Source organism: Hyphomonas sp. (genome assembly GCF_016125515.1).
Taxonomy (GTDB): Bacteria; Pseudomonadota; Alphaproteobacteria; order Caulobacterales; family Hyphomonadaceae; genus Hyphomonas.
This window is the reverse complement of record NZ_WGLO01000003.1, coordinates 68730-94246: the sequence shown is the minus strand read 5'-3', so window position 1 is coordinate 94246 and position 25517 is coordinate 68730. Positions and strand designations below refer to the sequence as shown.

Genomic DNA, 25517 nt, shown 5'->3' with positions numbered 1-25517 from the left:
CGGTTAGATTTGCAGGCGGAAGCGGGAGACCGGCGCGCAGACGCGGGCCTCGCAATATCTTGGAGGAACCGACCATGGCCGATACCGGCGCACTTGACCTTGGGTTTGACCCGGCAGAGCTGAAGGCTCGCTACCGCGCGGAACGCGACAAGCGCCTGCGCAAGGACGGCAATGAGCAATACGTGAATGTGGCCGGCCAGTTCGCGCATTACCTGGAAGACCCGTACACGGAGCGTGTCGAGCGCGCGCCGGTGAAGGATCATGTCGAGGTAGCGGTGATCGGTGGCGGCTTTGGCGGGATGCTGGCGGCCGCGCGCCTGCGCAAGGCGGGCTTTGACGATATCCGCATGATCGAGACCGGCGGCGATTTCGGCGGCACCTGGTACTGGAACCGCTATCCCGGCGCGGCGTGTGATATCGAGAGCTATATCTACCTGCCGCTGCTGGAAGAGACCGGCTACATGCCGAAGGAGAAGTATACCAAGGCGCCGGAAATCCTGGAGCACTCGGCGCGGATTGCGAAACACTTCAACCTCTATGACAAGGCCCTGCTGGGCACCGGCGTGACCGGTCTGAAGTGGAACGAGAAGAAGAAAGCCTGGACGATCGAGACCGACCGCGGCGACAAGTTCACCGCGCAATATGTCGTGATGTCGAACGGGCCGCTGAACCGGCCGAAGCTGCCCGGCATTCCCGGCGTGGAAACGTTCAAGGGCCACAGCTTCCATACGAGCCGCTGGGACTATGACTATACGGGCGGCGGGCCGGAAGGCGGGCTGGACAAGATCGGCGACAAGGTGATCGGCATCATCGGCACGGGCGCGACCGCCGTGCAATGCGTGCCGCATCTGGCGGCCGGCGCGAAGCATCTCTACGTGTTCCAGCGCACGCCCTCTTCCATCGACGTACGCAATGACCGGCCGACCGATCCGGACTGGGCGAAGAGCCTGCAGCCCGGCTGGCAGCGTCGGCGGATGGAGAATTTCAATACGCTGGTCTCGGGCGGCTATGAGCCGGAAGACCTGGTGAATGATGGGTGGACGGACATTATTCGCAACATCCTGTTCATCGCCTCCAAGGGCGACAGCCAGGGCCTGACGCCGGAACGGCTGGCCGAGCTCGCCGAGCTCGCCGATTTCAAGAAGATGGAACAGGTGCGCGCGCGCGTCGATGAGCTGATCAAGGATCCGGCGACGGCGGCGCTGCTGAAGCCGTGGTATCGCCAGTTCTGCAAGCGACCATGTTTCCATGACGGATACCTGCCGGCGTTCAACCGGCCGAACGTGACGCTGGTGGACACCAACGGACAGGGCGTGGACCGGATCACCGAGGATTCGATCATCGTGAAAGGCAAAGCCTACAAGATCGACTGCCTTGTCTATGCGACCGGGTTTGAAGTCGGCACGGATTACACGCGCCGGGCGGGGTATGATCCTGTGGGGCGCGCCGGTGTGCACATGAAGGATTACTGGGCGGACGGGATGCGGTCCTTGCACGGACTGACCGTGCACGGATTTCCCAACATGTTCCTGATGGGCCCGGCGCAGGCCGGCTTCACGGCGAACTATCCGCACTCGCTGGACGAGCAGGCCGAGCAAATCGGCTATATCCTCGCCGAAGCGAAGGCGCGCCAGGCAACGATGTTCGAGCCGAGCGCGGAGGCCGAGGCGGCCTGGGTGCAGACGATCATCGACAAGGCGATGATGCGCCAGCAATTCCTGGAGGAGTGCACGCCGGGCTATTACAACAACGAAGGCAAGCCGAGCGACCGGTCGACCCAGAACAATCCTTACGGCGAAGGACCGAACGCCTATTTCCGCATCCTGAAACAGTGGCGCGAAGAGGGCAGTCTCGCGGGACTGGAGCTGAGCTAGACCGCCGCAGGGGCACGGCGCGGCTTTGAAAGGCCGCGCAATTGCTCTAACGGTTCAGACATGGACACGAGCAATTTCCAGAGCTGGATCGGGCGGACCGACGTTCAGATCGATACGATTGCGCCGGGACCGGCGCAGGGTCTGGCGGCCGCGCTGGACCGGGATCCGGACGAGTTCGTGCTGCGCAGCGAGCTGCCGCCGCTCTGGCTGTGGCTATATTTCCTGCCGGTGGTGCGGGCCCGCGATACCGGGACGGACGGGCATCCGAAGCGGGGCGGATTCCTGCCCCCGGTGAGCCTGCCCAGGCGCATGTGGGCGGGCAGCCGCTGCACGTTTTCCGGCAAGGTGCGCATCGGCGACGAACTGACCAAGGTGTCGACCATCGCGAAAGTGTCGGCGAAGACCGGTCGGTCCGGCGAGATGGTGTTCGTGACCGTGCGCCATGCCTGGACGCGCGGCGGGGCGGAACTGATGAGCGAGGAGCAGGACATCGTCTATATGGGCCTGCCCGAGACGTATGTGCCGGTAGAGCCTCTGCCGGCCGAGCCGCAGCACTGGGAAGAGCCGGCGGCGATCGATCCGGTGCTGCTATTCCGTTTCTCGGCCCTGACGCGCAATGGACACCGCATTCATTATGACCGGGCCTATGCCGAGGGCGTGGAGAAGTATCCCGACCTCGTGGTCCACGGGCCGCTGCAAGCGATCTGGATGATGGAGGCCGCGCGGCGGCGCGCGCCGGACCGCCAGGTCGCCGCCTTCACGTTCCGGGGCGTGCGGCCACTGTTTGTCAGCGATACGGCGACGGTCTGTGGACGGACGGTGCTGGACAAGCTGGACCTCAGTGTCGTCAAGGCCGATGGCGGGCCGACGATGCAGGCGCAGCTGGTGTGGGCCTGACCTGAAGCCCCCTCACGTCCCGGAGGGAGAGGGGTTGGGGTGCGGGCGCGACTTCAGCGGCGCGCATGGCCTCGCCCCACCCGGTCCCTTCCCCATGAATCGGGAGGGGACAGGGCGGATTATTCTTCGACCATTTCGATAAGCAGCTCGCCTTCGGAGACCTGCTGGCCGGCGGTGGCGTGGATGGCTTCAATGGTGCCGTCGCGGGGCGCCGTGAGGGCGTGCTCCATCTTCATGGCTTCGAGCACGGCGAGCGTGTCGCCGCGCGCGACGGTGGCGCCCGGCCTGGCGTGAACGGCGAGGACCTTGCCGGGCATCGGCGCCTTGACGACATTGCCGCCAAGGGCGGCGTCGGCATCGGCGGAGAATTCCGGGATGGTAACGAGGAACGTGTCGCCGCCGCAGGTGACCGCGAAGCGGCGGGGCGAAAGATCCGTGATCAGAGGGAACGGCGTATCCTCGCCGGGCGGAGCATCGGCGTCGATGAGCTGCGCATGGCCGTCTGCCGCAAGGAGCACATGCCGGTTCGGCACGCTATTGAGGCGGAACCCGTCGTGCAGGCCCCAGGGCGAGACGGCGCCTTCATCGTCCAGCAGCATGGACATGGTGGCGGCAAGGGCGGCAGCGCGGTGCGCCTCCGGCACAGCGGCGAGAGCGTCAAGGTGCTGGCCGATCCAGTTGACGTGGTGGGTGCCGGCCGCGAAGGCGTCCGACAGGGCGCAGCGGCGCAGGAAGCCGGCATTGGAGGGGACGCCGCAGAGCTGCGTGTGGGCCAGCACATCGGTCAGCTGCTGGAGCGCCGCCTCGCGAGTTTCTCCGAGTACGATCAGCTTTGCAATCATGGAATCGTAGCTGGAGGGTACGCGGTCACCGGACTCGAAGCCAGCATCCCAGCGCACGGTTTCGTCGTCCGGTTCTTCCAGCAGTCCGAATTCGAGGATGAGACCGGCGCCGGGGCGGAAGCCTTCGGCGGGGTCTTCGGCGCAAATGCGCGCCTCGAAGGCATGGCCGTTCAGCTTGATGTCCTTCTGCTTCAGCGGGATCTTGCCGCCGGAGGCGACGATCAGCTGCCACTCGACAAGGTCGGTGCCGGTGATCGCCTCCGTGACCGGGTGTTCGACCTGAAGGCGCGTGTTCATTTCAAGGAACCAGAACGTGTCGACGCCGAGCGGCTTTGATCCGTCCACGATGAATTCGACCGTGCCGGCGCCCTGATAGCCGACCGCTTTGGCGAGTTTCACGGCGGCGTCGGTCATCGCCTTGCGCACCGCGTCCGGCATGCCGGGTGCGGGGGCTTCCTCAATGACCTTTTGGCGGCGGCGCTGGAGCGAGCAATCACGCTCGAACAGGTGGACGGCATTGCCATGGCTGTCGCCGAAGACCTGCACTTCGATATGGCGCGGGCGCTCCACGAGTTTTTCGAGCATCACGCGGCCATCGCCAAAGCTCGATTCGGCTTCGCGCACGGCGCTGACGAGTTCAGCTTCGAGATCGGCGGCGTTCGAGACCTGGCGGATGCCCCTGCCCCCGCCGCCCGCGACGGCCTTGATGAGCAGCGGGTAGCCGACCTTTTCGGCCGCTTTCGTCAGTGTGCCGATATCCTGCGCTTCGCCGCGATAGCCCGGCAGCACCGGCACGCCGGCCTCTTCGGCGATGCGTTTGGCTTCATCCTTCGGGCCCATCGACCGGATGGCCGCTGCTGGCGGACCGACCCAGATGAGGCCGGCTGCGACGACGGCTTCAGCGAAGGCGGCATTCTCCGACAGGAAGCCGTAGCCGGGATGGATGGCATCGGCGCCCGACGCCTTCGCGGCGGCGAGAATCGCCTCGACGCGCAGATAGCTTTCGGCGGCGGGCGCGGCGCCGATATGCACGGTTTCATCCGCTTCGCGCACGTGCATCGCGGCGCGGTCAGCGTCTGAATAGACGGCGACCGTGGCGATGCCGAGGCGGCGGCAGGTGCGGAAAATGCGGACGGCGATTTCACCGCGGTTCGCGACGAGGAGCTTGTTGATTTTCACTTTTTTTGCCTCCCGCGCCCCGGTGCACGGTGGCAACCAGAACGAAACTGATGATCATCAGCAGATACCATGATCCGAGCTTGGATAAAGACACCATCTTCCAGCTGTGTTCCTGGCCCGGATAGGACCAGGCGCGGGCGAAGGTGCCGAGGTTTTCGGCAAACCAGATGAACAGCGCAACGAGGAAGAAGCCGACCAGCAGTGGCATCGGGCGGTGGACCTCGTCCGGGCGGAACCAGACAACGGTGCGCAGGTAGATGACCGCGATGGCGGCGAAGAGGCCGAGGCGGATGTCCGCCAGCCAGTGGTGGGCGAAGAAGTTCACATAGATCGCCGCAGCGAGCAGGCCTTGCAGCCAGAGCGGCGGGAACCGGTCGAACCGGAATTCGAAGATGCGCCAGACCCGCGCGAGATAGGACCCCACGGCGGCATACATGAAACCGGAAAAAAGCGGGACGGCGCCGATGCGCAGGTAGCTGTGTTCAGGGTAGATCCAGCTCCCTGCGGAGGTCTTGAACAGCTCCATGATGGTGCCGACGATGTGGAAAACGAGGATGACGCGCGCCTCCTCCCACGTTTCGAGGCCGGAGAGGATCATCGCCGCCTGCAGGGTGATGGCGGCGAGGACGAGGAAATCGTAGCGCGAAAGGGCGGCGCCTTCCGGATAGAACAGGTGCGTCAGCAGCAGCAGGGACAGCATGGCGCCGCCGAACAGGCAGGCCCAGGCCTGCTTGATTCCAAAACTGACGAACTCGAAGAGGCCGAGGCTGAACGGGCCTTTGACCCAGCGCGCGCGCAGCGATTCGCGCGCAGCGTGCAGACGGGCGCGCAAACGCGCGGGCGCGGAGAGTTCTGATGTCATCGCCTGACGAGATCGCCGGGTTTGGCGGCGCAAACAAGGCCCCCGCGTGGACGGGGCGGCGTGATTTTGAGGCTTTGTCGGGCCCGCCGGATGGCGTAAGCATGAAGCCTCAGCAAGCAACGGGGGATCCGATGGCTTACAATTCTGGTGTTCAACTGGCAGGCCTCGCCGGAATCGTCGGCGGCGGACTGGGCGCCTATTTCGGCTACAACTACGCGATTGCGGAAAGCATGCCGCCTGTGCAGGGCGCGCTGATCCTTGGCGCTGTGGGCATGATCGCGTTCAGCGCGGGCGCCTTCGTGCTGAAATCGGCGATGCAGTTCGTCGTCTACGTCATCATGTTCGGGCTGGTGGTGTATATATTCAGGGACACGATAGAAGGCTTGACCGGGATCAACCCGGTTGATGCGGTTTACCGGACGATGGCCGGCTGGGGCATTCCGCTGCCGCCGCCGCCCGAGTAAAACGGGCCCCTAGTTTTTCCAGCTCGGCGTGCGCTTTTCGAGGAACGCGCTGACGCCTTCCTTGCCTTCATCCGATGTGCGGCGCGCGGCGATGCGCCGGGCTGTGCGGTGGCTGACTTCCCTGTCGATCGTCTTGCCGGAGAAATCGCGCACCAGCTTTTTCGAGTCCGCGATGGCGCCGGGCGCGGCGGCGAAGACAAGCTTGGCGACGTGTTCTTCCAGTTCCGCCATTTCATCCGCTGACTGAGCAACATATTGCACGAGGCCGATCTTGTGCGCGTAGTCGGCATCGAAGCTCTCGCCGGTGACGAACAGGGCGCGGGCCCAGCGCGGGCCGATGGCTTCGATGACGAAGGGGCTGATCGTGGCGGGCGTCAGACCGAGGCGGACTTCGGAGAAGCGAAACTGCGTGCCCCGCATGGCGATGGCGACATCGCAGGCGGCAATCAGCCCGGCTCCACCGCCCATGGCCGCGCCCTGGACGAGCGCGAGCGTCATCTGCGGCATCTCGTAAAGGCGCAGCAGCATTTCGGCGAGGCGCAGCGCGTCGGTCTCGTTGTCGTCGCGCGTGTGGGTGGCGGCGAGCCTCATCCACTCAAGGTCGGCGCCGGCCGAAAAGGACTTGCCCTCCCCGCGCAGGATCATCATGCGGATGCCGGGTTGGTCCGAGATCATCGCGAACACATCGGTGAGCTCGGCGATCAGCTCGGCATTGAAGGCGTTGTGAACGTCCGGCCGGTTGAGCGTGACGATGGCCACGCCGGCGCGGGTGACGTCCAGTTTGATGAGATCGTAATCGGCATCGCGCATGGCGGGTTTCCTCTCAGGAAGGCTGTTTGCAACCACTGTGCGGTACTGGCTCTAAGGGCGCAAGGCGGGCTTCTCAATCAAGTGCCAAAGCGCAGAATTTGCCGCGGCGACCAGCTCTGTCGCAAGACCGAAGAATGCCGGCGCGCCGAGCGTAGAAAAGAGGCCGTAGGACATGTCTCCGAAACGCACGGCATTGAGTCGGGGGCCGGGCGCGAAGGCGATGGCGGCAAAGAGCGCGAGTATACCCAACCTTCAAGCACCGCGCAGCTTATTCAGCCCAATGAGGATCAAGGGCAATATGATATCGAAAACTACCTCGATCTTCAGCGTCCACAGCGCGCCGTTGACTTCAGTGACGCGGCCCGCTGGGCAAGCCCCTGCTCCGGCGCACCCGAAATCCTGAGAGCCCGCAGCATCAAAGACAAAACCCCCGCGAGGACAAGGCGGATCAGGTCGAAACGAACCGGCCGCATTCCACTCATCTACGCTGGCTACACCGCTGGGGCGTGCTCCGCGTAGAGGCAGGTTGCGCGGGAGGGAAGCGATGCGGGCGGCGCCACCCGCAACGCCGTGGCAGTCACTGCCCGCCGAGCCGGACGATTTCATCCCTCAGAGTCAGCTTTCGGCGTTTAAGGCGCTTCAGGCGTTCGTTGTCCGGCACGCGTTGGCGGTATTCGTGATCGACCTGCGCTTCGAGCCGCGCGTGGTGTGTACGCAGCGAGGCCAGCCGGCGTGAGGTTTCGGGGCTTGGATAGTCAGACATCGCTCGTCTCCGGCTGGCGAGCGGGGCGCGGCAGCGGCAGGCGCGGGCCTGGCGCTGGTATTGCGCGGTTCGGGAAGGCCGGCCGTTTCGGCGCAGGCGCCGGCACCAGGGCGGGGGCCCGGCGCGCGAACACGTGATCGAAGTCAGCGGCGGAAATCATCTTTGTTTCTCCTTCAGTTGGGACAACCCCTCGCCCTGCTGAAGAAATGGCCGCGCGCGGCCATCGTTCAAATTGAAAGAATCTGCCGGATTCATAGCCTGTAGCTATCAAAATCCGGCGAGCACCCGGACCCGGAATACAAAGCGGCCTCCGCGGGGAAAGCGCGGAGGCCGGATGGGAGGGTGAGTGGGAGGGGGTTACTGGCCAGAGGGGGCGGGTTCGCCCTTGGCCGCTTTCCAGGCTTCGAGGGCGGTGTCGTATTCTGCCTGGGTCAGGTAGCCATCGGCGTCCGTGTCGGCCTTGAGGAATTTTTCTTCGGCCTGTTCTTCGCTGACCTTGCCATCAGCGGTCTTGGCGATCACGAACTCGGCCTTGCTGATCTTGCTGTCAGCGTCGGTATCGTAGGACGGGAGTCCAGCCACTTCGCCCGCATGTGCCCCCAGTGCGGCGGCGAAAAGGCCGGCCGCAAGTATGGATGTGCGTTTCATGTGTTGCTCCGTTTGTTGCGCCGCAGGTTTGTCCGCGGCAACACGAATGTAGTGGCAAACGCCGAAATGTGGGGTGACAATGCCTTCACGACAGACTTTACATCATGACGGCAAGGATGTGGCGGGAATGGGGCGGAACGCGCTGCGCGCGGATCTTCCTTAGGCAGACGGTTCCAGATCGTTTCGTCCGTGGGCGCGCATCTCGGTGCAGAGTTTCGAAAAGCGCTCCGGCGACACATTGCCCGCATCGCCGATGATCGTGTGGCGCAGTGGCTTGAACCCCGCAAGGCCGAGCACGGCACGCTCGAGCGCCTTCAGGCTGCCCTCGTCCATGGCAAAGCGGTAGACTAGGCCCGGCATGCCCATGGTGATGACCGTGTGGGCGGACTTGCCTTCCATCATCCTGGCAGGCCAGTTCGCCCCGTCCCTGGCGACGCCCAGAAAGAAAGACGCCCGCGCGGCCTGTTCGAGGAAACCGCGCAGCTTGGCCGGCATGCCGCCGAGCCAGAGCGGAAAGAAGATGACGACATGGTCGGCGTCGGCGATCTTTTTGCGCTCGGTCAGCACAGGCTCGGGCGGCGGCGTCTGGAAGTCCGCCGCGCTGGTGAGCAGCGGGAAGTCGAGGTCACTGATCTTGATACGCGAGACCGTGTGGCCGGCCTTTATGGCGCCTTCGGCATAGGCGTTCGCCAGCGAATGGATCAGCCGGTAGGGGTCAACATCGGGATGACCGTCGAGAATGCAGACATGGCGGGTCATGGCACGGGCTCCTGACGGGAACAGGCTAGAGCCACAGACCCGCGAAGAGCATCCGGCGAATTACTTACATCCGGAACAGACCGAAGCCGCGCTCGCCGAAGGGGGCGTTGAGGCTGGCGGAGAGGGCGAGGCCGAGGACGCGGCGCGTGTCGGCGGGGTCAATGATACCGTCATCCCAGAGGCGCGCGGTGGAGTAGTACGGGTTGCCCTCGGCTTCGTAGAGGTCGCGGATAGGCTGTTTGAATTCCTGTTCTTCTTCTGCGCTCCACTGACCGCCCTTGCGCTCGATGCCTTCGCGCTTGACCGTGGCCAGGACCGAGGCCGCCTGCTCGCCGCCCATGACGGAGATGCGCGCGTTCGGCCACATGAACAGGAAGCGCGGGGAATAGGCGCGCCCGCACATGCCGTAATTGCCGGCCCCGTAGCTGCCGCCGGTGACGACCGTGAACTTCGGAACGGAGGCGGTGGCGACGGCGGTGACCATCTTGGCGCCGTCCTTGGCGATGCCGCCGGCCTCATATTTGGAGCCGACCATGAAGCCGGTGATGTTCTGCAGGAAGACGAGCGGGATACGGCGCAGGTCGGCGAGTTCGATGAAGTGCGCCGCCTTCTGGGCGCTCTCGGAGAAGAGGATGCCGTTGTTGGCCAGGATGGCGACCGGCATGCCGTAAAGCCGCGCAAAGCCGCAGACGAGGGTTTCGCCATACAGCTGCTTGAACTCGTGGAAGTCTGAACCGTCCACGAGGCGGGCGATGACTTCACGGGCATCGTAGGGCTCGCGCACGTCCTGCGGGACAAGGCCGTGCAGTTCGGCGGGATCGTAAAGCGGCTCCATCGGCTCGGTCAGCTCGAACGGGACCGGCTTCGGCTTGTTCAAGGTACGGATTATGGAGCGCACGATGGCGAGGGCGTGGGAGTCGTGGGCCGCGTAGTGGTCGGCGACGCCGGAGCGGCGCGCATGCACGTCGGCGCCGCCCAGATCTTCGGCGGAAATGACTTCGCCCGTGGCCGCCTTCACCAGCGGCGGGCCGCCGAGGAAGATGGTACCTTGCCGGCGCACGATGATGGTTTCATCCGACATGGCCGGCACATAGGCGCCGCCGGCCGTGCAGCTGCCCATGACGGCGGCGATCTGGGGGATGCCCTTCGCGCTCATCTGGGCCTGATTGTAGAAGATGCGTCCGAAATGCTCGCGGTCCGGGAAGACTTCGGACTGGTGCGGCAGGTTCGCACCGCCGCTGTCCACCAGGTAGATGCACGGGAGTTGGTTCTCCATGGCGATCTCCTGCGCGCGCAGATGTTTCTTAACGGTGACCGGGAAATAGGCGCCGCCCTTCACGGTGGCGTCATTGCAGACGATCACGCATTCGCGCCCTTCGACGCGGCCGATGCCGGTGATCAGGCCGGCGCCGGGCGCCTCGTCGTCGTACATACCATTGGCGGCCAGCGCGCCGATTTCGAGGAAGGCGCTGCCGGGATCGATCAGGCGTTCCACGCGTTGGCGGGGCAGCAGCTTGCCGCGTTCGGTATGGCGCAGGCGGGCCGATTCCGGGCCGCCGAGCGCAGCAACGGCCGTCTTGGCGCCGAGGTCCGTCAGCAGCGCCTCCATGGCGCGGCGATTGGCGGCAAACTTGGCGCCGGCAACGTCCAGCGCGGATTTCAGGACAGGCATGGGAACTCCCTCTGGCCGGTCTCGGGGCCGGTGCGGCAGGATTAGCGGCGCCTCACGACACTGTCACCCGTTGGTAAACTCTTTTGTGTTACGGGAGTTGCGTGCCTATCTTCAAATCCCTTCTGGAAACACGCATGGATCGCGGAATGCGGACCGATTTCACCACCGATCTCAGGAACATCCCCCTGCTCAAGGACGTGTCGCAACGCGCGATGAAATCCGCCGGCAAGGAGGCCCGCTGGTTCTCGCTGCCAGCCGGACAGCCCCTGTTTTTGGCGGGTGAACCCGCCGATTCGATCTATTTCGTGGTCTCCGGCTCGCTGGGCGCGTTCGGGGCGGGCAATGACTTTGTGGGCCATATCCGGCCGGGCGAACCGGTGGGCGAGATGGCCCTGTTCCTCGGCGGGGTGGATGCCAACGGAGACGGGGTTACCGACGACAAGCCGCATACCGGCTCGGTCTATGCCTTGCGCGATTCCGAAGTGCTGGCGCTGTCCCGGGCAGGCTGGAACAAGCTGGCGCGGTCCGAGCCCGAATTGCTGGAGGGGATGATCCGGATCATCCTGCGCCGTCTGGGCCGGACCGGACAGCGCAGCGTGACCACGCTGCCGAAGGTTTACACGCTCATTGCCACCTCTCCCACCATCGACCTGCGCGTTCGGGCGCGGGCGCTGCGCGAGGAGTTGATGCGCTTTGGCCAGAAGGTGGCGATTGTCGACGAGGCGCAGGGCGACGAAAAGCCGGCGGCCTTCTTCGACGAACTAGAACGCAACAATGACACGGTGATCCTGATAACGGCGATTGGCGATACGCCCTGGTTCCGTCTGTCGACGCGGCAGGCGGACCGGATCTGGGTGCTCGGCCGAGGCGATGCGCGCCCGTCCGTGCCGCTGATGCCGGAAGAGACCTCACCGGCGCAACGGCTGAAACTGGTCGACGTGATCCTGATCCATCCGGGGGCGGAGCGACGGGCGGCGCGGCCGCAGGAATGGCTGCTGGCGGCCGGCGCAAACCGGCTGTTCCACTGGTTCGGCGATGCGCAGAAAGATGCTGCGCGCCTGGCGCGGGTGATGGCGGGCCGTTCGGTCGGCATCGTGCTATCCGGCGGCGGCGCGCGCGCCTACAGCCATATCGGCGTGATCCGGGCGATCCGCGAGATGGGCATCCCGATCGACTTTGCGGGCGGGGCCTCGATGGGCGCCGTAGTGGCGGCCTGCGCCGCGATGGGCTGGGACGATGCCGAGATCGAACAGCGGATCCGAAAGGCGTTCGTCGAGACCAATCCGCTGGGCGATTACAACCTGCCTGTGGTGGGCATGGTGAAGGGCAAGCGGGTGAACACAAGGCTGGAGGAGCATTTCGGCGACGCGGAGATCGGCGAGCTGAAAATTCCCTTCTTCGCGCTGTCGACCAACCTGACGACCGGCGCTGTGCATATCCACCGCCACGGCCTGCTCCGGTCAGCCCTGCGCGCAACGATCTCCCTGCCCGGCATCCTGCCGCCCGTCGTCGAGGGGGATGACATCCTTGTCGACGGGGCTGTACTGAACAATTTCCCGGCCGAGACGATGCGCGATCTGCACCAGGGTTTCGTGATCGGGTCGGACGTGTCCGGCCAGCCGGAGGGCCTGAACCGGGAGGAGTTCGTCCGGCCGCTGAACTTCTGGCAGTGGGTGGTGCGCAATGGATTCTCCTCGCCCCCGCCGATTGCCGGCCTGCTGATGCGGGCGGCGACCGTGCGAAATGACCCGAAACTGGGCCGCGACCTGACCGATGTGATGATCCTGCCGGATCTTCCGGGCATCGAACTGAGGGATTGGACCGCCTATGACAACGCCGTCGAGGCGGGCTATGTAGCGGCCAAGGCAGCCCTGCAGGCGAGCGAAATCCCCCGCCTGTGCTGTCCGGCGTGAGCCGCAACCTAATGTAATGTCAACAGAGCATTAAGCATGTTGGGCCAAGATTCGGGAATTGGGCTGATTCCCGACCGAGGACCACACATGAGCGCTGACCTGCTTGACGTGCTTCCAGTCGTCATTTGCGAGACGGCGCCCGTCCGGGACGCCGCGGGTCAGATCGTCGATCTGGAATGGATTGCGGCCAACAAGCTGATGAACGAATCGATCCTGCCGAACGGGGGCAGCGTCGTCGGCATGCGGATCTTCGAGTTCGATCCGGCCTATCGCGAGTCCGAAATGGTGCGCCAGGTGATGACGGTGATCGAGACCGGCGAGCCGACCTCGTTCATCACGCAGCAGGGCCGTGCGGCGAAGATGCTCGGCAAGGTCATGAAAACCATGATCATCCCGACCGAGCGCGGCGCCCTGTCCTGCTCCCACGAAGTGACCGATATTGCCGAGGAGCGCGACGAGGCCAACCGGCTGTACGAACTGGCGCGCGCGGCCTGTGACCATGCCGTAAACGGAATCGTGCTGACCAATATGGCCGGCAATATCGTCTACGTGAACGATGCGCTCTGCGAAATGTCCGAATGGTCGCGCGAGGAGTTGATCGGCAAGAATGTGGGCATACTGACGGGGCAGGAATCCTATCGTCCGGATCCCGAACTGGCCAAACAGATGGCCCGCGGCGAAGTGCTGCGCCATGTGAGCGATGCCGAAACGCCGACGAAATCGGGCGGTACCAACCAGGTCCAGTTGTCGTTGTCGAGCGCGCCCTGGGGCGATACCGGCGAACGAGTGTTCATCACGTATGTGCGCGATATCCGCGAAGAACGCCGCAAGGCGCATGAGCTGCGCGATGCGCTGAACCGCGCCGAGCAGGCGACCCGGCTCAAGTCCGAATTCCTCGCCAACATGAGCCATGAGATCCGTACACCGCTGAACGGCGTGCTGGGGATGGCGCAGGTTCTGGCGCACAGCAACCTGACGCCGAGCCAGGCCGAACAGGTTTCGGTGATCCTCGATTCCGGCAACACACTGATGGTGCTGCTGAATGACATTCTCGACCTGTCCAAGATCGAAGCCGGCCGGATGGAAGCGGCGCCCGTCGCGGGCGACCTGCGCCACAAGCTGAGCGGGCTGTTCAAGCTGCTGGAAGCTTCGGCACGCGAAAAGGGCGTGGACGTGCAGCTGTTCGTGCACCCGAGCGTGCCCTCGAGATTGGTGTTCGATCCGGTGCGCGTGCGCCAGTGCGTCGGCAACCTCGTCTCCAATGCGATCAAGTTCACGGCGCAGGGCCAGGTGATGATCGTGGTGACCAGCGAGCCGCAACCGGCGGGCGATCACATCGTGAAGATCCACGTTTCTGATACGGGATGCGGCATTGCCGCCGACAAGATCGACCGCGTTTTCGAATCCTTCGCGCAGGAAGACGGCTCCACAACGCGCCGCTTCGGCGGCACGGGGCTTGGCCTCGCGATCACGCGCAAGCTGGCGCGGATGATGGGCGGCGATGTAACGGCGGTCAGCGAAGTTGGCAAGGGATCGGTCTTTATACTGACGTTTAAGGCGGATATGCACACGCCGATGGCAGTTTCGGTTGTGGACTCGACGGTCAGCGAAATGCCGGTCCGCAAGCCCCGGACGGGCTTGACGGGCTGCCGCGCGTTGGTTGTGGACGATAACGCAATCAACCGCCGGGTCGCGCGCTCCTTCCTGGAGATCCACGGGCTGATCATCAGCGAAGCAGCCGACGGCAACCAGGCGCTGGACGTGCTGAGCCGCGGCAAGGTGGACATCGTGCTGATGGATATCCACATGCCGGGCCTGGATGGCGCTGAAGCCTTCAAGCGCCTGCGTAATTCCGGCAGCGTGAACCGCACGACGCCGGTGATCGCGCTGACGGCGGATTCGATGCATGGCGACCGGGAGAAATTCCTCGCCAAGGGTTTCGACGGATACGTGTCCAAGCCGATCGAGGAACGCGCCTTGATCACCGCGATCAACAAGATCCTCAGCGTTGCGGAAGCCGAAGACGAATGGCGCTTCACCGCCTGAGCGCCTGACGCCGCGTGATCCTGCCGCGCAGCGCAGTTTGCCCGTGACGCGCCCCGCGGATGATGGCACGCTCCGTCGGTCAGCTCAGGAGGATCGCCGCCCATCGCCAGAACACTGAAACCGCACAAGCAGGTCGGCGAGGACTATCTCGCCACAGCCAAGCCATCGAGCGCGGTGCACAAGTTTCCCTTCCCGCCGGAGATGGTGTGGAACGCCCTGCTGGACGGGCCGGCGTGGACTGAGTGGCTGGCGATCACAGGGGTGACCTGGACGAGCCCGAAACCGTTTGGTCCGGGTACGACGCGGACGGTGGAAGTCGGGGACCACAAGGTTGAGGAAACATTCTTCGCCTGGGACGAGGGCAAGCGGATGGCGTTCCGGTTCGAGCGTTCCACCCTGCCCGTCTCGGCTGCCGTCGAAGATTACCGCGTCGTGCCGGTCGAGGGCGGGTGCGAACTACACTGGAGCGGCAAGGCAAGCGCGCCGCTGTTTCTCGGCGGGCTTGTCACGGCGCAACTGACGAAGGGGCTGAAAGAAGGCATGCCGAAGCTGGAAGCGCTGATTGCGAGCCAGCCGGAGCGGTTCAAGTAGGCTCAGCGGACGACAGAAAGCTTGTAACCTGCGCTTGCAGCAACGCATGGTGACCCAGCAGCAGATGACCGCCCGACGGCAGGCGCAGGAAGCGGACCGATGGAATCTGTTTCGAGATGGTCTCAGCGATCTCCACAGGATTGATTCGATCATCTTCGGCATGCACCAGAAGCACGGGTGAGATGATCGACTCCAGATCGTAGACGGTATCCGGATCAACGGCGGCGGCTTCATTCAAAAGCCCCCTCAAGCGGTCCGACGCGGGTGAAAATGTTTCTATCAGGCGACGGACGAACAGGTCGTCCGCCGCTGCGCCGCGCAGTTCCGGACGCGCGTCGAAGGCGGACTCCAACTGACGACGGGCAATTCGCGACATCAGCCAATAGCCAACATCATTGCCAGCCACGGCGTTGTACACGCTTGCGGGAACCGGGCGTCCGTCAACCTGCGGCGCAAACGGCGTAAACGGCGCAGACGAAAGGAGCACCATAGCTTCAACCCGATCCGGACTTCGGATCGCCAGTTGTAGGGCCGGCGGCACTCCGCCGGACATGGCCAACACGCTGAAATGCTCTATGCCAATCTGATCCAGCAAGCTGACCAGCGCATCAGCTTGCGCGGGCGTGGAAGCGTCTTCGGGAACCTTGCTGCGCAAATACCCGAAGCGGGAAACTGAAATCCACGTATGCTCGCCGCCCGCCAAGGCTTCGACCAACAACTCGCCCTGATCGAATCCACCACCTGCGCCGTGCAGCACCAGCACTGCGGGTCCAGATCCCCAGATCTTGTATTCGATCTGGCCGAATGGCGTGTCCGTCACGAGGCTTCGGGCTGCGAGCGTCGCGCGTCGTTGGCCAGCTTCCAAACGCGCCAGAATTGTCATGGTAACGGCAGCGACGGCCAAGACCGTCAAGATGAGCCCGAAGACGGTGATCGCCGGGCGAAAGGTCATGCCGTTTCGCTAAAGAGTTCCCGGCCGATGAGCCAGCGGCGGATTTCGCTGGTGCCAGCGCCGATTTCGTAGAGCTTGGCGTCGCGCAGCAGGCGGCCGGTCGGGTATTCGTTGATGTAGCCGTTGCCACCGAGGAGCTGGATGGCGTCAAGCGCAAGCTTCGTGGCGGTTTCTGCCGCATACAGAATGGCGCCGGCCGCATCCTTGCGGGCGGTCTCGCCTCGGTCGCACGCCTTGGCGACGGCGTAGACGTAAGCCTTGGCCGCGTTCATCTGCACATACATGTCGGCGAGCTTGCCTTGCACGAGCTGGAACTCACCAATGGATTGGCCGAATTGCTTGCGGTCGTGGATGTAAGGGATCACGACATCGAGACAGGCCTGCATGATGCCGGTAGGGCCAGCGGACAGTACGGCGCGCTCATAGTCGAGACCGCTCATCAGGATGCGTGCGCCGGCACCCACCGGGCCCATGACGTTCTCGGCGGGGACTTCGCAATCCTCGAACACGAGTTCGCCCGTTTCCGAGCCACGCATGCCGAGCTTGTCGAGTTTCTGCGCGACGGAGAAGCCCTTGAAGCCGCGCTCGATCAGGAAGGCCGTGATACCCTTCGAGCCGCCGTCCGGATCAGTCTTAGCGTACACGACCAGAGTGTCCGCATCCGGAGCATTGGTGATCCACATCTTGGTGCCGTTGAGGACGTAGCGGTCGCCCTTCTTGTCGGCGCGCAGTTTCATCGAGACGACATCGGAGCCGGCGCCGCTCTCGCTCATCGCGAGGGAACCGAGGTGTTCGCCGGAGATCAGCTTTGGCAGGTAGCGCGCCTTCTGGGCGTCGCTGCCCCAGCGGCGCAGCTGGTTGACGCAGAGGTTCGAGTGGGCGCCGTAGGAGAGGCCGACGGAGGCCGAGGCACGGGAGATTTCCTCCATTGCAACGACGTGTTCGAGATAGCCTAGACCGGTGCCGCCCCATTCCTCTTCGACCGTGATGCCAAGGAGGCCTAGCTCGCCCATCTTGGGCAGAAGGTCGCGCGGGAATTTGTCCGTCCGGTCGATCTCCGCAGCGCGCGGCGCGATCTCGTTCTGGGCAAAGTTTTTCACGGTTTCGCGGATCATGTCCGCGGTTTCGCCGAGATCGAAGTTCAGGGTGGGATAGGTGTTCGGGATCATGGGCGTTTACTAGCAAGCACGCCCTGCCCTGTCAGCGACTAATCTTGCCGCGTCAGCGCCCGGTAAAGGTAATAGCTGGCGATCAGGAACAGGAACCCGCCGCCCAGGGCCAGCACCGGGCCGGCATAGACGTCGCTCTGGTGCATCAGGGGGCGCGATCCCTGCGACAGGAAGCGTTCGAGGCCGGCGATCATGCCGACGAAGCCAAGGCCGGATAGCGTGGCGTAGGGCAGCCATGCGCCGAGATTGCGGATCGAGGCCGTGTCGAGCTCGCCGTTTTCCTGAATGGCGCGCTCAAGATCGCTTTCGTCGATCTCGACGATTTCAAGATCGTCCACAACCACGCCTTCGGCGAGCGGCAGAGGCGGCAGCAACGGCGCGTCTTCCTGCGGGGCGCCGGTGTCGCCAGCCGGACGCGGCGTGCGGCGGCGCTCGATGCCTTCCGGCGGCCCTTTGGCCCGGGCGGGCAGCGTGGAGGGCGGTTCGTCACCGACAAGGGCTTTCACAGCGTCGGTGATTTCTTCCGGGGTCGGGCCGTCGCCGGGCGCAACCGGCGGAAGCGGCGGGGCCGGCGTCTGGCGCGGCGCTTCGCCCAGGATGCGGGCGATGCGCTCGCTGACGGCGCGGGCGGCGGCCTGCGTGGAGTTTTCGGGCGGCAAGACGGGGCCCGGCGCAGAGTCCGTTGTTGGGCGCGGCCCGATCACGACCGAGCGGGCGCCGGCGTCATGGTCTTCGTCGTCATGGCCCTGACGGGCGAGCGGGCGCACCAGCGCGCCGGGAATGGCGGCGCGGCCGGCCGGGTGTTCGAGGAACATCGCGATCTCCGCAGCCCGGCGGCGGGCGAGCGCGTCCACGACGCGCAGTTCCCCTGACACGTTCGCGAGGCGCCAGGCCCACATGGCATCGGCCGCGCGGGCCCGGTCGCCTGCGTTCAGGGCCGACACGACTTCCGATGCTGCGAAGGCTTCCGCGCCGATATTGAAGGCAAAGGAGACCAGGGCGTCGAATTCGTTCTGGCTGAGCGGGGTGAGCACCTGTTCGGCGATCAGGGCCTCGATGGGCGGCAGATCATGGTGGCGCAGGATCAATACGGCGTCGCGCGGGGTGATCTGGAGGCCGGCGCGAGCGGTGGCGGTGTGGCCGTAACCGATCAGCCAGCCGCCGCCCGGCAGACGCGCTGCGCGCGGCCGGAAGCCCTCGAAGCTCTGGATGAGCTCGATGCCACTTGCTGACATGCGCATGGGACGGGCCAATTCCCCTCGCTCCCGATCTGGTACAACAGGCAAAATGCCTACAGGTACGCCCTGCAAAACGCGCGCCCATTCGCCTGAAGCACGAGATTCGGCTGAAATTCCGTCTGTTTACAACAGGACGAGCGATGCAAGGCCAAGGAAGCTGAAGAACGCCATGACGTCGGTCAATGTCAACACAAAGACCGAGGACGCCACCGCGGGGTCCGCGCCGAGGCGTTTCAGGCCCAGCGGCACAAGGATGCCAGAGAGGCCGGCCCACAGGAAGGTGCCAAACATGGCGAAGGCGATGACAAGGCCGAGACCGGTATCGCCGAACCAGAACATCGCAATGATACCAACGCCGGCGCCGATCAGGAGGCCGTTGATGGCGGCCGCGAGGAATTCGCGCAGAACGGAGCGGCGGGCGGCGGCGCCTTCGAGTTCGCGGGAGGCGATGGCGCGCACGGCCACTGCGAGCCCCTGGCTGCCGGCATTGCCGCCCAGCGCAGCAACAACCGGCATCAGGATGGCCAGCGCCACGACCTGTTCGATCGCGCCCTCGAACACGGAAATGATCGCCGAGGCGATGAAAGCGGTGAACAGGTTGATCGCGAGCCAGGGCAGCCGCGCCTTTACCGTTTCGAACACGGTGTCGGACGCGTCCGCCGACGACACGTTCGACAGGGCAAGCAGGTCTTCGGTGTGCTCCGACTGCATGACGTCGACCATGTCATCAACCGTGATCATGCCGACGAGGCGGCCGGCATGGTCGGTGACCGGCGCGGAGGCGAGCGAGTATTTCTGGAACTGGTAGGCGACGTCTTCCTGGTCGTCATCGGTGCTGAGGGTCATGCTGGGATCGTGCATGATGTCCTCCAGCGCCGTATCGCGGGGCTGGCGCAACAGGCTGGCGAGCGGAACGATTCCGAGCAGGCGGTGGGCGGGGTCGATGACGTAGATGTCGTAGAAGACTTCCGGCAGGTCCGTGCCGAGGGCGCGGGCATGGTCGATGGTTTCCCCGACACTCCAGAATTCGGGCACGGCCACGAATTCGGTCTGCATCAGGCGGCCAGCGGTTTCCTCGTCATATCCGAGGCTGCGCTCCAGCTCCGCCCGGTCAACCGGCGCAAGGTCTTCAAGGATGCGCTCGCGGCGGTCTTCCTCGAGGTCTTCTAGAATTGTGGTTGCATCGTCCGAGTCGAGCTCGTCGAGGGCCTGGGCCACCGCCTGGTCAGGCAGCATTTCCACAGCGCCTTCGCGGTAGGAATCGCGCAGCTCGATCAGGATTTCGGGGGGCAGCTCACCGCCCAGAAGCTCCACAGCCTCTTCGAACGTGTCGTAGGACAGGGCCTCGAGCGCATCGGCCGCATCGGCGGGGTGCATGCGCTTTAGCGTGCGCGACAGCCAGCGGACATCGCGCTCGTCGATGGCATCGGCGAGATCGTGCAGGAAGACCGGGTCGATCTTGCCCTGCTCGGTCGGCGTGGGGGCGCTGGTATCACTCATAGCCGCCTCTCATGCCGGGGTTGCAAGGCCGCGGCAAGAGAGGGCTTGGGGGCGACCGGCTAGCTGTAGCGGAATTCCTCGGCATCAAGATCGACCAGCGGCAACTCGTCTTTCTCTTTCCAGTAATTCTGGGTGTGCTGCCATTCCGGATTGGCGCCGCGCTTGGGCATCTGGTCCATGGACCGCATGAGGTAGCCGGGGTTGAAGTTGTCGGCGTCCATCCAGGGCAGGATTTCCATATTGTGGTCCTGCGGGCGGAGGGCGACTTCCATTTGCTTGGCCCCCTTGGCGTCCATGTGCTGCAGCAGGCGGATGACAAAATCGCCGAGCATGTCGACCCGCAGGGTCCAGCTGGCGCGGAAATAGCCGAAGACCCAGACAAGGTTCGGCACGCCGGTGAACATCATGCCGCGATAGGTGATCGTCTTGCCCCAGTCGACGGGCTTGCCATCGACCTCGAAGGGGATCCCGCCGAGGACGGACAGGTTGAAGCCCGTGGCGGTGATGATGACATCGGCCTCCAGCTCACGGCCGGACTTGAGCAGGATGCCTTTTTCCGTGAAACGGTCGATATGGTCGGTGACGACATCAGCCTTGCCGGCCTTGATGCCCTGGAACAGATCCCCATCCGGAACGAACGCGACGCGCTGCTGCCAAGGCCGGTAGGCCGGCGTGAAGTGCGACATGTCATAGCCTTCCGGCAGATAGGCCTTGACGCCTTCGAGAAGTTCGTTGCGCAGCGCCTCGGCATCCTCGAACGAACGCCGCGTGAACTCGGCCTGCTCGAACAGGTATTTGCGGCGGACGATCTCGTGGATCCAGTGCTCGTCGATGCCCAGAACGCGCAGTTCGTCGGCCAACACGTTTTCGTTGCGTGCGGGGATGAAGTAGGTCGGCGAGCGCTGGAGCAGCGTGACGTGTTCGCACTTGGCCGCAATGGCAGGCACGACCGTGGCCGCGGTTGCCCCCGAGCCGATGCAGATGACGCGCTTGCCGGTCAGGTCCAGATCTTCCGGCCAGGTCTGCGGGTGGATGATCTGCCCACGGAACTTGTTCATGTCCTGCCATTCCGGCGTGTAGCCGGCAGCGTGCTCATAATAGCCCTGGCACATCCAGAGGAACTTGGCCGTGAAGGTCAGGATTTCGCCGGTTTCCAACTGTTCGGCCTTGACCGTCCATTTCTTCTTCGTACTCGACCAGCTGGCCGACTTGATCTTGTGGCGGTAGCGGATGTGGTCGGCGAGATCATTCTCGCGGATCACCTCGTCCATGTATTTGAGGATTTCGTCACGGCTGGCGATCGGCGGGCCGACCCAAGGCTTGTGGCGGTAGCCGAACGTATAGAGATCGGAGTCCGACCGGATGCCCGGATAGCGGTGCATGTACCAGGTGCCACCGAAGCTTTCGTAAGCCTCAAGGATGACGAACTTCTTTTTGGGCATCCGGGTCTTGAGGTGGTAGCCGGCGCCGACCCCCGAGATTCCTGCCCCGACGATGAGCACGTCGAAATGCTCGGTCTTTGCTTTGGGCTTCCTCGTCTGGAGTGTGGCGGTGTCGGGCATGATATTCCTCCGGTTTGCCTGCAGGCGTTCCTTGCCAGCGCTTCAAGGCGCCAGTCGTTGACTTTGCACGTCTCAGTTTCGCCCGGGAGGAAGGCGCTGCAATAAGTAAACGACCTGATATGCCGTGGAGGCAAGCAAGCGGTTTGGCAGCTGGTCCGGATTTCAGTCGCCGATATTTGCGCCCGCGCCGGCATTGGTGCCGAGTTGTTCGGCCGTTTCCGGGAAAAGCTCTGTCGCGGTGGGAACCCGGCGCGACCGGCGATATTCGAACAAGGCGCCGCTGGCGAGGCCGCGAGCCCAGGCTTCGTGATAGTCCTGCAGCAGCTGGTCGTCGGCTGAAGACCAGATACTCCGGATCCGGGCCGCCGCCACGCCCCGCACAGCGCGGAACATCATCGTCGCGAGGCCGAGACGGCCGCGGCCGCGCTGGTAGCGCCAGCCGACGCCGTAACCATGCCGGAACGCTCGCTGGACAACGCTGGTGGGATTGAGCTGGGAGGCGCGGATCATGTGGCGCACACAGGCGCGCTCGGCAAACCAGGCTCGGTGGCCGGCCTGGTCCAGGCGCTCCATCAGCTCGGTTTCCGAGCCCATGGGATAACCGATCGTGCTGTTGGGACCGAAGCGTGGATCGAACCGGACACCCGACTGGAAGACATGAGCCCGCACCGCCATGTTCGGACCCCAGGCCTGAGTTGCGTCGCATGGTCCTTCGACATTCGAGGTCAACGAAAACAGGATGCCGTAATAGCGACGGACCGGTTCGAGGCAGGGCGAGAAATTGCTCGGCCAATGCGGCAGGATGCGACCCGAGAAGATATCGCAATCCGAGTGCGCATTGGCGGCGGCCTGCAATTCGTCCAGCCATTCGATGCTGGGCAGGATATCATCGTCGGTGAGCACAACGAGCTCATCCGGAGCCAGTTGATGGACGACCTTGTCGAGAACGAGGTTCAGGCAATTGTTCTTGCCGCGCACTGGCTGTTCATGGACGGTGAGTGGCAGCGTCGACTCATACTGCGCGAGGACGGCACGCGTCTGATCGGTGCTGGCATTGTCGACGACGTGAAAGCGCGTGCCTTCCGGAATCCGGATACGGAGCATGGCTTCGAACATGTCGCGCAGGCGGCTTTCACCGTTGAACGTGGAAAGAATGACGATCATGGAGAACCCGCCTTGAAGATGAGGCGCTGGATCTGCGGCGAGGCAACGGCTTGCCGGACCCAGGGGTCCAGAAGCCAAAGCAGGCCGGCGTACAGAACAACGCCTGTCGGGATGAGTACGGCGAGGACCGCAACAGGATTGAGATGCCCTTGCAGCATCGACGAGAAAGACATGACGCCGGCGCCCATCAGCAGGCTGGCGAAGAAAGGCGGAACCAGGATGGCAGCCTGGCGGCGGAGCGAGAAGCCGGTGGTGATCTTCACGAACTAGGCGGCAAACGGCCACGTGAGCCAACCGCGTAGCAAAGACGCGCCGGCAATCGCGACCACACCGAACGGGGCTAGGAAGACGAGCAGGATCAGGTGGGCGCCGACGCTGGTGGCGATCGAGGCGCTGGCGGCGAGCGATTTGCCCGCTGCCTGGGTCGCCGCAATGTTCACCTTCGAGGACACGACGCGCAGATACGCGAGCACGGTCAAGGCCGAGATCACGCCGACGCTGGCAAATTCCTTCCCGACCACCATCGGCACCAGCAAGGGGGCAATGGCCGCGAAACCCGCGAGCATCGGGAAGCTGGAGATCGAGATCGCGCGCCAGGCATCCGCCATGAGCGTGTGGAACCGGGTCCGGTCCGTGGCCGCATTCGACAGGACCGGCAGCGCCATCGCGCCGACGGGCTGGGCCACGAAGGATTGGATCTGCTCGGCGATGCGCGTCGCCACGGTCAGGAGACCGAGGCCTTGCGGGCCGAAAAAGACGGTTGCGGCGATTTGCGGAGCCATCCGGTCCAGACGGCCGAGCGCGTTGGCGACGAACATGCCGGACACGAAAGGCAGCGTGGTGCGCATCGCGGCGAAGTCGAGGCCGCCGTCCGGACGCCAGCGCGACAGGACGAAATTTGTCGTGACCAGTATCACGCGGCGCACGAGTTCCAGTCCGATCAGGGACCAGACCCCTGCCCCCATGACAGCCATCGTGATGCCGGTGGCGAGACCGGCGATGGCCGCAAACATGCCCACCTTGGCGAGCGCGCGGAACTGCTGGCGACGGCGCAGCAGACTTTCCGGCACGATGCCGGCGGCAGTGAGCGTCATCAGGAGGCAGGCCGCTGCGATGACGGGCAAGGCTCTGGCCGCATCCAGCGAAGATACGATGAGGGCAGCTGCCGGGATTGTGATGGCACTGCAGATCAGGGCGAGGCCGAAATTCGCCCAGAAGGCCGAATTGAGATCGGCGCGCGAAACCTCGGCCTTTTGCTCGATGGGGCTGGACAGGATGCCGCCGGTCAGGATTTCGGCGACGGCCACCGACATGATCGCGATGCCGTAGAGGCCGTAATCTGAAGGCGAGAGGAAGCGCGTCAGGACGACGACGGAAGCGATCCCGGCAAGCATCTGCACGATCGAAGCTAGACTGGTCCAGCCGAACTTCTTGAGGAGGTCGCGGCGACCTCGACCTGCAGAGACCGGAACCGACAAAGTCATGATGCGAGCCGCTTCGGCAGCGCCGCCCACAGGCAGTTGGCCATCCAGTCCAGCGAAGCGTTGACGCGGGCAACGGCCAGGCGTTCGTCGGCGAGAACGCTTTGTTCGCCGGGTGGCAGGAAGAAGTACGGGTTGGCTTCCCAAAGGATCAGCGAGCCATCGGGCCGGATGCTGTAATCGACGGCGGCCACATCGAGACCCAGCGCGGCGACTGCCTTGACCAGAACGTTCCGGTGCGCTGCGGGCGTGCGGAAGTATCTCAGGTCTTCCGCGATCATGTCGTTGAACAGCTGCTTGCGGAAACCGATTTTGCGAAGCAGGCGGCGCTTGGGCCGCTCTTCGCGCGCGAACAGGCTGTTGGACAGGCCAACGGCGAGATGGTGCGAGAAAAACAGGTGGCTGGATTTTACGTCGCCCTGGAACACGAAGGCGCGGGCCTTGTGGTGGAAGCGGCTGTACAGGCTCGACGCCGGGGTGCCGGCGCGGCGGTATTCGGCGCGGACATCGTGGATCCTGACGAGCGCGACCGGATTGCAGATCGCCTCTGCTGCGGCGCGAACCTGCTTCGGCGCGCACAGCATGCGGATTTCGCGTTCTGCATGGGTATCGTTGCCGCGCAGGAAGCACGGGCCGTCCATGCCGGCGAAAGCGTCGGTCAGTTCGGCCGATGTCGAGACGCACGCGACGGGCGCGCACGGAAGGCCGGCCTTCATCCAGATTTCGGACTGTACGGCCTTGGTTGTGTTCGACAAACCGTCCGGATGGTTCAGCACCGGAATACCACGGCGCGCCGCGTCGCGGGCGATGGCGGATGCGTCGGCATAGCAATCCGGATATTTCTGGCGCAGCGGATCGCCCAGCCAGAACACGGCCAGGGCCACGCCATTCAGGCTCGGTGCAGGGGTTCCGGTCTGGTGGAACTGGAGCCGGGCGGCCAGTTCCGGATCGCGCACCTTGAGCCGCGAGAAGAACACGTCGCCGGTCGGCACGATGCGGCCTCGCCCCGCGCCGTGTGTTACAAAGAGAATGTTCCCCTCGGATCCGGCGGCCATTTGGCGGTCTCTGTCCCAATACGCATCAGGCACCGCTGCAAATGCGGCGCTTCTGGGCGGTATTGGCGCAACTCCC

At 64.4% G+C, this 25517-nt stretch carries 23 protein-coding genes; 6 read left to right on the top strand and 17 right to left on the bottom strand.

Annotation, left to right across the window (positions count from 1 at the left end; translation table 11 throughout):
* Window positions 1-74: 74 nt before the first annotated feature.
* Both GC148_RS03675 and GC148_RS03670 read left to right on the top strand, forming a co-directional pair.
* Window positions 75-1874 (top strand): NAD(P)/FAD-dependent oxidoreductase, encoded by a 1800-nt coding sequence (locus tag GC148_RS03675; protein WP_291068782.1) that lies wholly within the window; start codon window positions 75-77, stop codon window positions 1872-1874.
* 60 nt (window positions 1875-1934) lie between these two features.
* Complete coding sequence (locus GC148_RS03670) at window positions 1935-2771, top strand: MaoC family dehydratase N-terminal domain-containing protein (protein ID WP_291068780.1); 837 nt, start codon at window positions 1935-1937, stop codon at window positions 2769-2771.
* A 119-nt stretch (window positions 2772-2890) separates the two neighbouring features.
* Here GC148_RS03670 and GC148_RS03665 read toward each other — a convergent pair whose 3' ends face one another.
* Together GC148_RS03665 and GC148_RS03660 are read right to left on the bottom strand one after the other, a co-directional pair.
* Entirely contained in the window at window positions 2891-4792 is a 1902-nt protein-coding gene (locus GC148_RS03665) for a biotin carboxylase N-terminal domain-containing protein (RefSeq protein ID WP_291068778.1), read from the bottom strand.
* Window positions 4755-5654 (bottom strand): DUF817 domain-containing protein, encoded by a 900-nt coding sequence (locus tag GC148_RS03660; RefSeq protein WP_291068776.1) that lies wholly within the window; start codon window positions 5652-5654, stop codon window positions 4755-4757. Before GC148_RS03660 ends, GC148_RS03665 begins: the two co-directional genes overlap by 38 nt.
* 131 nt (window positions 5655-5785) lie before the next feature.
* Here GC148_RS03660 and GC148_RS03655 point away from each other — a divergent pair, with 131 nt between their 5' ends.
* Entirely contained in the window at window positions 5786-6118 is a 333-nt protein-coding gene (locus GC148_RS03655) for a hypothetical protein (protein WP_291068774.1), read from the top strand.
* 9 nt (window positions 6119-6127) lie between these two features.
* Here the strand turns inward: GC148_RS03655 and GC148_RS03650 are convergent, their stop codons facing one another.
* The 6 genes from GC148_RS03650 to GC148_RS03625 all read right to left on the bottom strand — a co-directional run bounded on the left by GC148_RS03650 (window position 6128) and on the right by GC148_RS03625 (window position 10770).
* Window positions 6128-6928: an enoyl-CoA hydratase-related protein gene (locus GC148_RS03650; protein ID WP_291068772.1), complete on the bottom strand. Its 801-nt coding sequence runs from the start codon at window positions 6926-6928 to the stop codon at window positions 6128-6130.
* A 577-nt stretch (window positions 6929-7505) separates the two neighbouring features.
* Window positions 7506-7691 carry a DUF465 domain-containing protein gene (locus tag GC148_RS03645; RefSeq protein ID WP_291068770.1) on the bottom strand — a complete coding sequence of 62 codons (186 nt, stop codon included), beginning with the start codon at window positions 7689-7691 and terminating at the stop codon, window positions 7506-7508.
* Complete coding sequence (locus tag GC148_RS03640) at window positions 7684-7851, bottom strand: hypothetical protein (protein WP_291068768.1); 168 nt, start codon at window positions 7849-7851, stop codon at window positions 7684-7686. Before GC148_RS03640 ends, GC148_RS03645 begins: the two co-directional genes overlap by 8 nt.
* Before the next feature lie 197 nt (window positions 7852-8048).
* Window positions 8049-8339 (bottom strand): hypothetical protein, encoded by a 291-nt coding sequence (locus GC148_RS03635; RefSeq protein ID WP_291068766.1) that lies wholly within the window; start codon window positions 8337-8339, stop codon window positions 8049-8051.
* A gap of 159 nt (window positions 8340-8498) precedes the next feature.
* The gene (locus GC148_RS03630; RefSeq protein WP_291068764.1) at window positions 8499-9098 is read right to left on the bottom strand and encodes an NAD(P)H-dependent oxidoreductase; all 600 of its coding nucleotides are present in this window, start codon (window positions 9096-9098) and stop codon (window positions 8499-8501) included.
* 64 nt (window positions 9099-9162) lie between these two features.
* Complete coding sequence (locus GC148_RS03625; RefSeq protein ID WP_291068762.1) at window positions 9163-10770, bottom strand: carboxyl transferase domain-containing protein; 1608 nt, start codon at window positions 10768-10770, stop codon at window positions 9163-9165.
* A 146-nt stretch (window positions 10771-10916) separates the two neighbouring features.
* Here GC148_RS03625 and GC148_RS03620 point away from each other — a divergent pair, with 146 nt between their 5' ends.
* From GC148_RS03620 to GC148_RS03610, 3 genes are all read left to right on the top strand, one after another.
* Window positions 10917-12683, top strand: coding sequence for a patatin-like phospholipase family protein (locus tag GC148_RS03620; RefSeq protein WP_291068760.1), 1767 nt, complete (start codon window positions 10917-10919; stop codon window positions 12681-12683).
* 87 nt (window positions 12684-12770) lie between these two features.
* Window positions 12771-14729: an ATP-binding protein gene (locus GC148_RS03615; RefSeq protein WP_291068758.1), complete on the top strand. Its 1959-nt coding sequence runs from the start codon at window positions 12771-12773 to the stop codon at window positions 14727-14729.
* A gap of 174 nt (window positions 14730-14903) precedes the next feature.
* On the top strand, window positions 14904-15320 hold the full coding sequence (locus tag GC148_RS03610) for an SRPBCC family protein (protein ID WP_291068757.1): 417 nt from the start codon (window positions 14904-14906) through the stop codon (window positions 15318-15320).
* Here GC148_RS03610 and GC148_RS03605 read toward each other — a convergent pair.
* The 9 genes from GC148_RS03605 to GC148_RS03565 all read right to left on the bottom strand — a co-directional run bounded on the left by GC148_RS03605 (window position 15313) and on the right by GC148_RS03565 (window position 25441).
* Window positions 15313-16272 carry an alpha/beta hydrolase gene (locus GC148_RS03605; protein ID WP_291068755.1) on the bottom strand — a complete coding sequence of 320 codons (960 nt, stop codon included), beginning with the start codon at window positions 16270-16272 and terminating at the stop codon, window positions 15313-15315. The genes GC148_RS03610 and GC148_RS03605 overlap by 8 nt on opposite strands.
* Window positions 16269-17441, bottom strand: coding sequence for an isovaleryl-CoA dehydrogenase (locus tag GC148_RS03600; RefSeq protein WP_291068753.1), 1173 nt, complete (start codon window positions 17439-17441; stop codon window positions 16269-16271). Before GC148_RS03600 ends, GC148_RS03605 begins: the two co-directional genes overlap by 4 nt.
* Before the next feature lie 38 nt (window positions 17442-17479).
* The gene (locus tag GC148_RS03595) at window positions 17480-18682 is read right to left on the bottom strand and encodes a lysozyme (protein WP_291068751.1); all 1203 of its coding nucleotides are present in this window, start codon (window positions 18680-18682) and stop codon (window positions 17480-17482) included.
* Between the two features lie 120 nt (window positions 18683-18802).
* Complete coding sequence (gene mgtE, locus GC148_RS03590; protein ID WP_291068750.1) at window positions 18803-20179, bottom strand: magnesium transporter; 1377 nt, start codon at window positions 20177-20179, stop codon at window positions 18803-18805.
* Window positions 20180-20238: 59 nt separating this feature from the next.
* Window positions 20239-21741, bottom strand: coding sequence for an NAD(P)/FAD-dependent oxidoreductase (locus GC148_RS03585; protein WP_291068749.1), 1503 nt, complete (start codon window positions 21739-21741; stop codon window positions 20239-20241).
* A 162-nt stretch (window positions 21742-21903) separates the two neighbouring features.
* On the bottom strand, window positions 21904-22905 hold the full coding sequence (locus GC148_RS03580) for a glycosyltransferase family 2 protein (RefSeq protein WP_291068747.1): 1002 nt from the start codon (window positions 22903-22905) through the stop codon (window positions 21904-21906).
* The gene (locus GC148_RS03575; RefSeq protein WP_291068746.1) at window positions 22902-23168 is read right to left on the bottom strand and encodes a hypothetical protein; all 267 of its coding nucleotides are present in this window, start codon (window positions 23166-23168) and stop codon (window positions 22902-22904) included. The genes GC148_RS03580 and GC148_RS03575 overlap by 4 nt, the downstream gene beginning before the upstream one ends.
* Before the next feature lie 3 nt (window positions 23169-23171).
* A complete protein-coding gene (locus GC148_RS03570; RefSeq protein ID WP_291068744.1) occupies window positions 23172-24389 on the bottom strand; it encodes an oligosaccharide flippase family protein in 1218 nt (405 codons plus the stop codon).
* Window positions 24386-25441: a hypothetical protein gene (locus GC148_RS03565; RefSeq protein WP_291068741.1), complete on the bottom strand. Its 1056-nt coding sequence runs from the start codon at window positions 25439-25441 to the stop codon at window positions 24386-24388. Before GC148_RS03565 ends, GC148_RS03570 begins: the two co-directional genes overlap by 4 nt.
* Window positions 25442-25517 lie beyond the last annotated feature (76 nt).

Excerpts from the sequence above, each read along its gene's own strand:
- GC148_RS03675 (WP_291068782.1), top strand. The coding sequence starts at position 75 with ATGGCCGATACCGGCGCACTTGACCTTGGGTTTGACCCGGCAGAGCTG.
- GC148_RS03670 (WP_291068780.1), top strand. The coding sequence starts at position 1,935 with ATGGACACGAGCAATTTCCAGAGCTGGATCGGGCGGACCGACGTTCAG.
- GC148_RS03660 (WP_291068776.1), bottom strand. The coding sequence starts at position 5,654 with ATGACATCAGAACTCTCCGCGCCCGCGCGTTTGCGCGCCCGTCTGCAC.
- GC148_RS03655 (WP_291068774.1), top strand. The coding sequence starts at position 5,786 with ATGGCTTACAATTCTGGTGTTCAACTGGCAGGCCTCGCCGGAATCGTC.
- GC148_RS03650 (WP_291068772.1), bottom strand. The coding sequence starts at position 6,928 with ATGCGCGATGCCGATTACGATCTCATCAAACTGGACGTCACCCGCGCC.
- GC148_RS03645 (WP_291068770.1), bottom strand. The coding sequence starts at position 7,691 with ATGTCTGACTATCCAAGCCCCGAAACCTCACGCCGGCTGGCCTCGCTG.
- GC148_RS03640 (WP_291068768.1), bottom strand. The coding sequence starts at position 7,851 with ATGATTTCCGCCGCTGACTTCGATCACGTGTTCGCGCGCCGGGCCCCC.
- GC148_RS03635 (WP_291068766.1), bottom strand. The coding sequence starts at position 8,339 with ATGAAACGCACATCCATACTTGCGGCCGGCCTTTTCGCCGCCGCACTG.
- GC148_RS03630 (WP_291068764.1), bottom strand. The coding sequence starts at position 9,098 with ATGACCCGCCATGTCTGCATTCTCGACGGTCATCCCGATGTTGACCCC.
- GC148_RS03625 (WP_291068762.1), bottom strand. The coding sequence starts at position 10,770 with ATGCCTGTCCTGAAATCCGCGCTGGACGTTGCCGGCGCCAAGTTTGCC.
- GC148_RS03620 (WP_291068760.1), top strand. The coding sequence starts at position 10,917 with ATGCGGACCGATTTCACCACCGATCTCAGGAACATCCCCCTGCTCAAG.
- GC148_RS03615 (WP_291068758.1), top strand. The coding sequence starts at position 12,771 with ATGAGCGCTGACCTGCTTGACGTGCTTCCAGTCGTCATTTGCGAGACG.
- GC148_RS03605 (WP_291068755.1), bottom strand. The coding sequence starts at position 16,272 with ATGACCTTTCGCCCGGCGATCACCGTCTTCGGGCTCATCTTGACGGTC.
- GC148_RS03600 (WP_291068753.1), bottom strand. The coding sequence starts at position 17,441 with ATGATCCCGAACACCTATCCCACCCTGAACTTCGATCTCGGCGAAACC.
- GC148_RS03595 (WP_291068751.1), bottom strand. The coding sequence starts at position 18,682 with ATGCGCATGTCAGCAAGTGGCATCGAGCTCATCCAGAGCTTCGAGGGC.
- mgtE (WP_291068750.1), bottom strand. The coding sequence starts at position 20,179 with ATGAGTGATACCAGCGCCCCCACGCCGACCGAGCAGGGCAAGATCGAC.
- GC148_RS03585 (WP_291068749.1), bottom strand. The coding sequence starts at position 21,741 with ATGCCCGACACCGCCACACTCCAGACGAGGAAGCCCAAAGCAAAGACC.
- GC148_RS03580 (WP_291068747.1), bottom strand. The coding sequence starts at position 22,905 with ATGATCGTCATTCTTTCCACGTTCAACGGTGAAAGCCGCCTGCGCGAC.
- GC148_RS03570 (WP_291068744.1), bottom strand. The coding sequence starts at position 24,389 with ATGACTTTGTCGGTTCCGGTCTCTGCAGGTCGAGGTCGCCGCGACCTC.
- GC148_RS03565 (WP_291068741.1), bottom strand. The coding sequence starts at position 25,441 with ATGGCCGCCGGATCCGAGGGGAACATTCTCTTTGTAACACACGGCGCG.